Source organism: endosymbiont of Lamellibrachia barhami, from assembly GCF_011947365.2.
Classification (GTDB): Bacteria; Pseudomonadota; Gammaproteobacteria; order Chromatiales; family Chromatiaceae; genus QGON01.
In genome coordinates, this window is the sequence record NZ_JAAVSH020000001.1 from 458340 (window position 1) to 467862 (window position 9523).

Sequence of the window (9523 nt, forward strand, 5' to 3'; positions counted from 1 at the left end):
TTGCGATACGATTCAGCGCATCGTAGGTGTAGGTTGTGGTGCGCGCGGCAGAGCGATCGGCATGAAGCGGGTGGCAACACTGGTCCGATTACCCTCGGCATCATAGCCATACTCGATTGAGCTGCCATCGGGATTGCCCAGTCGAACCAGACGATCATTCACATCGTAGCTATAGGTTGTCGTGCCCTGGACATTATCAGCCGCGGCAAGCTCGCCTGTTGCTGTATAGGAATATGATTCCCCAGTCGCATCCGGAAAAGTCTTTGCGATGAGTTGTCCCTTGGCATCAAAACTCTGTGCCGTTATGTCACCATTGGGATCGGTAGTCGTTGATACATTGCCGACCGAGTCGTACTGCATTGTCTCAACGGTGCCATCCGGGTAGATCCTGGAGGTCTGTCTGCCAATATCATCATAGGCGAACCGGGTCGTATTGCCCCGTGCATCTGTCTGGGTCAGCAGGTTGTCTTCCTGATCGTAGAGATAGGTGGTCAGATTCCCCAGGACATCAGTAACCTGGGTCAAATTGCCGTTGGCATCGTACTGGTTCCGAGTCGAACGACCCAGGGCGTCTGTCTCACGGATGACGCGATCTGCAGCATCATAGGCGGTGGTTTCGAAGCTACCATCCGGGAAGTTTACCTGCACCCGACGGTCGAGTGCATCATAGGTAAAACTGAAAAGCTGGCCTTTGGCATCGATCATTCCAGTTCGATTACCCACACTGTCATATTCAAACCGGGTCTCCTGCAACAGCGCATCAATCATCTTGATAATTCGGCCGGCAACATCGTAGACAAATCGCGTGCTGTTACCCCGTGTATCGATCTGCTCGACGATGCGACCAGCATTGTCATACATCAGTTCACTGGCATTGCCATCCGCTTCAGTCACCCCAATCTGGCGATCCAGATCATCGTACTGCAGGGTTCTGATGCGACCCAAAGGATCGGTAGTGCGAGTCAGGTTACCTTTGATGTCATAGCTGTTTTCCGTCAGGTTGCCGAGGGCATCCGTGGATGAGAGTTCCCTGCCCTCAGCGCTGAGTACCTGATGGGTTGTGTTGCCTGCGGGATCAGTGATCGCCTGCAACAGACCTGTGACGGTGTATTGAAATTCCGTCGTATTGCCCAGAGGATCGGTGCTGCGAATGGCCAGTCCACGACCATCGAGCAGCTGAGTAGTTGTCGTGCCGAGACGATCTGTCTCCGTCAACTGGTTACCATTGGCATCATAGGTATAAGTCGTGCGATTGCCCAGCGCATCCGTTCTGGCTATCTGATTATCGACGGCATCATATTCATACCGGGTGGTATTACCGAGGGCATCCGTCTGCACCAGCAGGTTGCCCCTTGTATCGTAGCTGTTGCTTACCTCAAGCACACCCAGTGCATTACGACGGCTTAACAGATTGCCTCGTGCATCGTAGCTAAAGTCTGTGCTATTTCCACGGGCATCGGTTTTACGGGTCACCCGATCGGCACTGTCATAGGTAAAGGTCGTGGTGTTGCCAAGGGGGTCAGTTTCAGTGAGCTTATTGCTACGCGCATCATAGGTTCGCGTGGTGGTCTCACCTTCACCGTTGGTGGTAGCAAGGGGATTACCCGACCCATCATAGGTGTGGCTGGTCACATTGCCGAGAGGATCGGTCACCGACAGCACATCGCCACTGGCATCGTATTCCATCACAGTCATGCTGCCATCGAAGTCAGTGACTATCTCCTGCCGCGCACCCACATTGTGGGTCAGGGTGATCACCCTACCCTCTGGGTTGGTGGTACTTATCAGTCGGCCGTCAGGACCATATTCATTACGCAGCAGTGGTCGATCCAGAGGATCGAACAGGTCAGTCAGACCATGATTGGCATCATAGGCGTATCTTGTCGTACTCGCTTCCGTATCCGTGTGGTGGGTCAGATCACCATTGACGTTATAGGTATAGGTCTGGCTGTTGCCATTCGGATCGGTGATCTGTGCGATGCGGCCAAGGTCATCCCGTACAAAAGTGATGCTCTTACCCGATGAGTGGGTGATGCCATTTGGGGTAAAGGTCAGGGTATTACCGTTTGCATCCTTGATACTCTGTACACCATCCGACTTGCTGATGATGATCTGCGTGCCGTCCGCCGAGGTGTAACGGAACAGGTCTGGATCATAGAGCTTGTTGGTCAGGTCATCCCGCAGCCCAACCTCTCCAGGTTGACCATCGAGGATGGTCAGGTTGTTGTTATCCAGGCTCTCCAGACGGCCGAGGGTTCCTGGCCGGGCGATGTAACTTGCCCGGTTGGCTGAAGGTGGGAAAGGAACCAAGGGAGAGACAATGGGATTGACCAGCAGATCAAACTCTTCAACCTTTCCATTGGCGAGCACCAGACTCACCTTGTGGTCATCCGTGGGCAACAATGCGTAGGTAAAGCCGGATCTGACAACCTGCCATGCCGAGCCCAATACCCGGTTGCTGCGCAGATGCAGTGTCTGTACATCGAGTCGCCAGCCGATACCAAAATCGCCCTTGCGTTTATCACGGCTATCGTAGTTACGAACCACCTTGATCGGTATACCCGACATGGGGATATGCAGATCTGTGAAGCTCAGACTGAAGTTACCCACCTTGAGGTTCTCATCGACCTGAACCGTCGATTCATCAACGGTGATATTTCCACCCCGATCAAACACCGTCAGACGCAGGGTATAGAGATCATTGATCAATATCGTTGGATCGAACTGGCCCAGCACACCATTGATGACCGCAGTGTCGCTGGAGGTGAGCAGGGTGAAATTCGTATCACCGGCCAGGGCGTAGGCGAGTTCGTATTTCAGGAAGTTGGCATCACTCGCACTACCCAGCACATCCACAGGTTCAGTGACGGTTGAGTTATTCCCAGGTGTGACAAGGCTTGCAACCGGAGGAACCGCATCGCCGACAAGTCTCTCCACCACAATGATATTGGCAGAACCCGTCACGCCACCAAGGTTGGCATCAACGACAAACGACCCGGCTGTAGCCGAACTGAATACAGGACCTGCAGACCAGACCACGACACCGGTGAGGTTTCGGTTACTACCGTCCCCATAGAGACCCGTCGCACTCAGGCTCACACTCTGCCCCGTCAGAATCGTTTTCAGTGCCGGTGTGACGACTATCTCTGCGGGTGGTCGCGTGGCATCAACGCCGTCACAATTTTCATCTATGCCGTTACCGGGAATGTCGACGGCACCGGGAAAGATACTCCCGTTGGCATCATTACAGTCACCCTGGTTCTCGGTAAAACCATCACTGTCATCATCAACATCCTCGGGTTCAGGCCCAAGTGATATGACCAGCCCGATAGCACCACCAAACTCGGTGACCGAGCCAGCGGGCAGTGCCTGAGAAATGACAGCACCGGCAGCAATCGTGGCATGGTTTTCATAACGGATCTGTCCGATTTCGAGATTGGCTGCCGAGTAGGTGGCACTTGCCTCAGCCTGTGTCTGGCCAATCACATCGGGAGCCACCACCGGCTCTCTGACACTCAGGGAGTAGGCCAACAGCGTAGAGAAGTCACTATCATCTGCCACCTTGACGGTCACCGCATGGTCACCCAGATCAGCCAGAACCGGTGCCCAACGAAGCAGACCGGTGGCTGAATCGATGCTCATTCCAGCAGGACCATCCACCAGGGAGAAGAGCAATGGATCATTGTCTGCATCACTTGCCCCCACTGCGGAGAGATAATCAAAACCAACGGTGGCGGAAAGCGCCGGCGCCGAGATGATCTCCGGTGCTGTATTGGGTGTCAGCACGTCGATCGACACAGTGGCCAGATTCGAATCCTGTCCCGCGGCACGCGCCTTGTAGGTGAATGACTCAAGACGATCGAGATCATCCGGCGGATAGGCGTTCTGCCGATAGTTGTTCAGCCCCGGTATCAACCAGTTGTGGCGTTCAACCACAGGGATGGTGGTATCACTGTTGATGTTGGTGACATGGTAAGCATGCTGATTCCAGATCTTGCGGGTACGAACCCAGTCATTATCCAGTCCGCCATAAACACGGATACCATTTGTCTGCTCCCAGCTGCCAATGCCCCCACTAGCAACCACCAGCTCTGCGTGGCCGTCCGCATCCACATCTGCAACGACCGCGTACTCTACAGCCGTGGGTCCGGTTAAAAATATCTTCAGTAACTCCTCGCCATCGACACCCCTGAAGACGCGGACATAGGTATGATCATGAAGTACGACCTCCATGCTGCCATCACCATCAAAATCGAATACCGCTGAACCCACGGTGCCGCTGCTTTCATCGATGGGTTGATCCCATATCAACCGGCCATCTGTATCTATAACCGAGTAGGTTAGTTGGCCAGACTGACCTATCTCAGGTTTCCCATCACCGTCAAAATCCGCAACGGTCGGCGGGCCGCTACGGGCTTTGTGATCCACTTTCCATTTCAGTGTGCCATCGTGTTCGTAAAGAAACGTCTCACCACCGAATGTGGTAAAAACGATTTCAGGATAGGCATCATCATCAAAATTACCGGTCGCCGCCCAGATACTGGAAGATGTTGATGACATTGACCAAAGCAAGGTGCCGTCTGCGCCATAAACACGATTGCGAACGATCACCTCCATCTTTCCATCAAGGTCGATATCAGCCGCAATCGGGATGACAAAATTTTGATTATCCCCTATGGGAACACCTGACCAAAGCAGCGCGCCGTTGGCATCAAGCACCTGGTGGCCAACCAGAATTTCAGGCAGGCCAGCACCATCCACATTGGCAATGGTAATGCCGGCCCACTGGACATTTCCAATCTCATCGCTGCGCCATTTAAGGGTCAGATCGTGCTCAAAAGCGATAAGATGGTTGGGGCTTCCGGTCTCTTGGTAAGCGTACGCAACGATTTCAGGCAGTCCATCGCCATCAATGTCGCCTATCGCCATGGAGACATAACCATCTACACTCATCGCAAGATCCGTTTGCACCTGTTTTTCTGCACCGGTACGACCATCCAGAACGACGATGTGAGCCTTGAACCGGGAGACGCCTTCATGGGGTACTGCGGCACTGAAGACAATTTCAGGGAAGCCGTCGCCGTCCAAATCTGCGACCAGGGGTGTATTGACCACATGGCGGGCAGAGGCGCTACCCTCGATTGGCATGGATGTCTCTGTCCAGGCCCAATCCTCCCCTGGATAGACAGGCCAGACCAGTCCATCACCGAATATCTTCAACTCACTGAACCCGGGGCCGAGCGTGGCGTGATTCCAGGTTGCACCTTCAAAGCGGATCGTATGAACATCAGCCACAGCGGGTACAGGTAAAATGAAACCCGTGGCTACATCCAGTAAATCAACCACGCCGCTGCTCCACAGCTCCACGCCTGAGCCACCCAGCAGACGGAACTCACCCGTCAGAAACTGTCGCTGGGTGAATGGGGTATTGACAAAGTTGGTTGCCCCGAAAAGATGGATCTCACGAACGGTGATTCCCTGATCTGGAAAGGTGACTTCAAACACGGGGGCAACATCACCGTCTTCGCTATACCAATTTGTGATATGTCTTTGATCAATGGCATTCTCATCGTCATACAGTGTATGAGCATTAGCCTCGTCTTTGATGCTGCTGGCGGAGGTTTTAAACCGTGCAAAACGGGTCAATTCAATATTGGTCTTGTGTTTGAACAGACGAGTGACCGCCGAACCCATCACTTTCAGCTCGGCAAATCCGGGCTTGTCAGATTCATCTGCCGTTGGTGTAAAACGGATGCGCCTGACCCGATCAACCGATGGCACGGGTACTACAATATCCCGCTCAGGCGCAGGCAGGCTGAGATCGCCGCTGTTAAACAGCTCAACACCATTTTCGTCAAATAACTGAAAAATCCCGGAGAGAAAGTCAAAACCATCCGGTGTTTCGCGATTGCCGAACATCTGGATCTCTGTGACCCTGACATCGACCGCAAACACAGCTTCAAAATAGGGGCTGGAACCCAGATTGACCGCATCACCCGGCGTGGTGAACCAGGAGGTATTCAGATCACCATCGATCGTTCGGAATGCGTGGCGTTCATCCTGGTGGGTCCATATTGTACCCAGATCGGTACTACTCACATTGAAAGCAATCGGTTCTGCCAACTGCATCAGGTCGCCCACAACCGGAACGGCGACCAGATTATTGATGGGTGTTGGTGGCTGGTAATCAAACGACCCGTCCTGGTTGAAGTTCAGACTACCGGTGGTGGCGTTGTTCACCAGTACAGCGGTCAGGGCATCACCGTCCGGATCTGTGTCATTCCCCAGTACACCTGCGGCTGCCACCGTCAGGGTTTCACCAACCGTTGCGCTATAGAGGTCATCCCTTGCCAGCGGTGGTCCGTTTACCGCTTTGACCGTAACAATAAAACTCTGCACCGCGATAGCCCCTGAGCCATCGGTTACCTGAACGGTCACATCATGGCTGCCAACCTGATCAACCGTGGGTGTCCATTGCAGCGTTCCATCTGCCGCCAGGGTCAAACCCGCTGCTGCCAACGGCAGAGAGAGGGTCAGAGTGTCACCGACATCCGGATCACTTGCTGTGGGCGTTACTGCCAGCGCATCACCGACAATGACAGTCTGGTCAGCAATCGGCGCCAACTGTGGTGGCTCATTGGCAGGAGGCGGCACCACTGGCGCGACGACTTCGATGGTAAAGCTCTTCGCATCGCTTAAACCCGCACTGTCATTCACCTGGGCCATCACCACGTTCGCGCCCAGATCACCAGCACCCGGCGTCCAGTTAAGATCACCCGTAGCTGGATTTACGCTCATTGCAGATGGTGATACCGACAGTGAATAGGTCAGCGTATCGCCGATATCTGTGTCTATTCCAAACAACCGCAGGGAGAAGTTTTGGCTGGCTGAAATGGTACGATCGCCCACCGCTACAAGTGTGGGGGGATTGTTCGGGATAGTCGCACTTATGGCCACTTGGGCCACACTGGCCTGTGTACCGTCACTGACCACCAGAGTAGCCAGATAGTTACCTGCCACATCCGGCGTAAAACTCGGTGTCGGGCTGGTAGCGCCCGATAGAATTGCCGTGCTTCCCATCGGTGCCGTCAATGTCCAGGCATAGCCAAGGGGATCCCCATCCGGATCGCTGGAGGCGCTTCCGTCCAGATTCACCTGGGTGCCCAGTGTCACGCTGTTGGCATCAGCCACCGCCACTGCCACCGGCGCCTGGTTCTCGGTCTGGATAATGACCGGATCCGAATCGCTGTCGAGCGTGCCGTCATTGACGACCAATCCAATAACATAGGTACCGGGCAGATCGACGACAAATGCCGGGGAGAGTGCGCCAGGATCACTCAGACTGGCACTGCTGCCAGCCGGTTTACTGGTAAAGGCCCAGGAATAAGTCAGCACATCGCCATCCACATCGCTGGAGCCAGTGCCATCCAACGTTACCACACCACCTACAGACGACGTTTGATCCGGTCCTGCATCAGCTACCGGCGCAGAGTTGATTGTGCTGATTTTCACCGTATCCGGTGCTGAGTCAGTCACTCCGTCATTTACAATCAGCTGCCCCAAATAGTCTCCCGGCACATCAGGGGTAAAGGCCGGAGAAACTGCGGTGGAATCCGACAGGCTGGCACTACTGGTCGCGGGTACGGCAATCAACGACCACAGATAACTCAACGGATCACCATCCGCATCGCTGGAGCCGCCACCCTGGAGGGTCACCAAGTCACCGACTGCGACCGTCTGATCGAGCCCCGCATCTGCCACGGGGCCTGAATTTTCGGTGGTGGCAGTGACAATATCCACTGCCGAATCGACAATGCCATCATTCACAATCAACTCAGCCGAGTAGCTGCCTGGCAGGTCGGCAATGAAACTGGGCATGACGGCATTGAGATCCGACAAAGCGGCCACACTTCCAGCTGGCACGCTCGGCAGGGACCAGGTAAAAGTCAGCAGATCGCCATCAACATCACTGGATCCCGAACCATCCAGCGAAACAGTGGTTCCGGTAAGAATGCTTTGATCCAGCCCCGCGTCGGCTACCGGTGGTGAGTTGCTGGTGGTAATAAGAACCCTGTCCGGCACTGAGTCATCAGTCCCATCATTCACAACCAGTTCCAGTTCATAAAGTCCGACAGCATCCAATACAAAGTCGGGCATGACGGCATTCGGGTCGGACAAAGCGGCGACACTGCCGCCGGGCACATTCAGAAGGGACCAGTTGAAGGTCAGTAAATCACCGTCAACATCACTGGAGCCAGAACCATCCAGTGTTACAGTGCTCCAGAGGAAAGCACTTTGGTCCGGCCCTGCGTCGGCTGTTGGTTTTGTATTTGAAGGGGCTGGATCTTCCTGACTAAAGCTCCAATCATGGTCCTCATCGCTAAAAGTGTGACGCCTGTTATACCGTATAGTGATTGTATCGGTTGATTCTATGCCGTCGCTGACCGGGACGTCCGGAAAAACTATCTCCCCATCGATAATTGTCAGATACGGCGTGTTGCTTGTGAGGGTTGCGGTAACATTACTCAGTGGTTCAGGTCCACTGTTATTTAGTACAGCCGTATAGGTATAGATGACTTCAAACCGGCTTACGCGCTGAACACTGGTTGCTGTAACCAGCCCCATGCTCAATTCACCAAAGGCCGGCAGCACATAGATGCAGTTAAGCGCCATTAAAAGAAAAATGGTTTTGCAGAACCCGTAAAAACCTTTCATACGCTTAATCTCATCCCATTGAATGCTTTACTTTCAGCACAACAAGCCATAAATCCAGGCCATCCGATAATCAGCTGAATCTCATAAACCGTTGTAGGAGGACGTGTGCGTGTGCGTGACCATCCAAGCCCACACTCGGCAAGCTTGAAACCGCAAGATTTTTCCCTCGCCCCAGGTCAAAATAGACGGGGGATAGCCTAGCCGGACGACCAGGACAAAAATATCCGCGGCACAACGCCTCTTCCAAACTGCTTTGCACAGCCTAGCTTTAACGACATGCCAGGTTTTTTTACTCTATTTTTCTTCCAAACCTAATCGATTCGAGACGATTCTGGCCTCTTTACAGGACTACGCAAGATGCATTCCACAAAAATCAAGTCAATGATTTCTTGATCTTTTTTCAATAAAGGAAAAAAATTCCAGGTCGGCATGTAAAATAACCCGACACATTAATAGGATTTGAATTCTTTTTTTAGCCTTTTCAGGACTAAAAAGCAGATGAAATCCGTTAAATTACGGCAAGGCGTGGGATTAATTACCCAAACTACAACAAGATAGGAACAATATGTAGAATCTGGAGCCAGGAAGCTGGCAGCTGTAAAATTCTGCGACAAGGAAAAAACGGGTCACAGGGCGACTGTATTACAAATCCGGCGAAAGGCTGCCACCACAAATCCCGGCTGACTCAGCATGCCGGTAGAGTCCCTCCTCATCAATCACTTCGATACTGCTGCCATGAACCTGTATCAGTTTCTTTTGTTCGGAAAAAATTGTGCAGAGCAATAATGCAACTGAACGCACACACACA

At 53.2% G+C, this 9523-nt stretch carries 1 protein-coding gene; it reads right to left on the reverse strand.

The window, feature by feature from the left end; translation table 11 throughout:
• Positions 1-12: 12 nt before the first annotated feature.
• The gene (locus G9Q73_RS01930; protein ID WP_177418250.1) at positions 13-8715 is read right to left on the reverse strand and encodes a PKD domain-containing protein; all 8703 of its coding nucleotides are present in this window, start codon (positions 8713-8715) and stop codon (positions 13-15) included.
• Positions 8716-9523 lie beyond the last annotated feature (808 nt).

Excerpts from the sequence above, each read along its gene's own strand:
- G9Q73_RS01930 (WP_177418250.1), bottom strand. The coding sequence starts at position 8,715 with ATGAAAGGTTTTTACGGGTTCTGCAAAACCATTTTTCTTTTAATGGCG.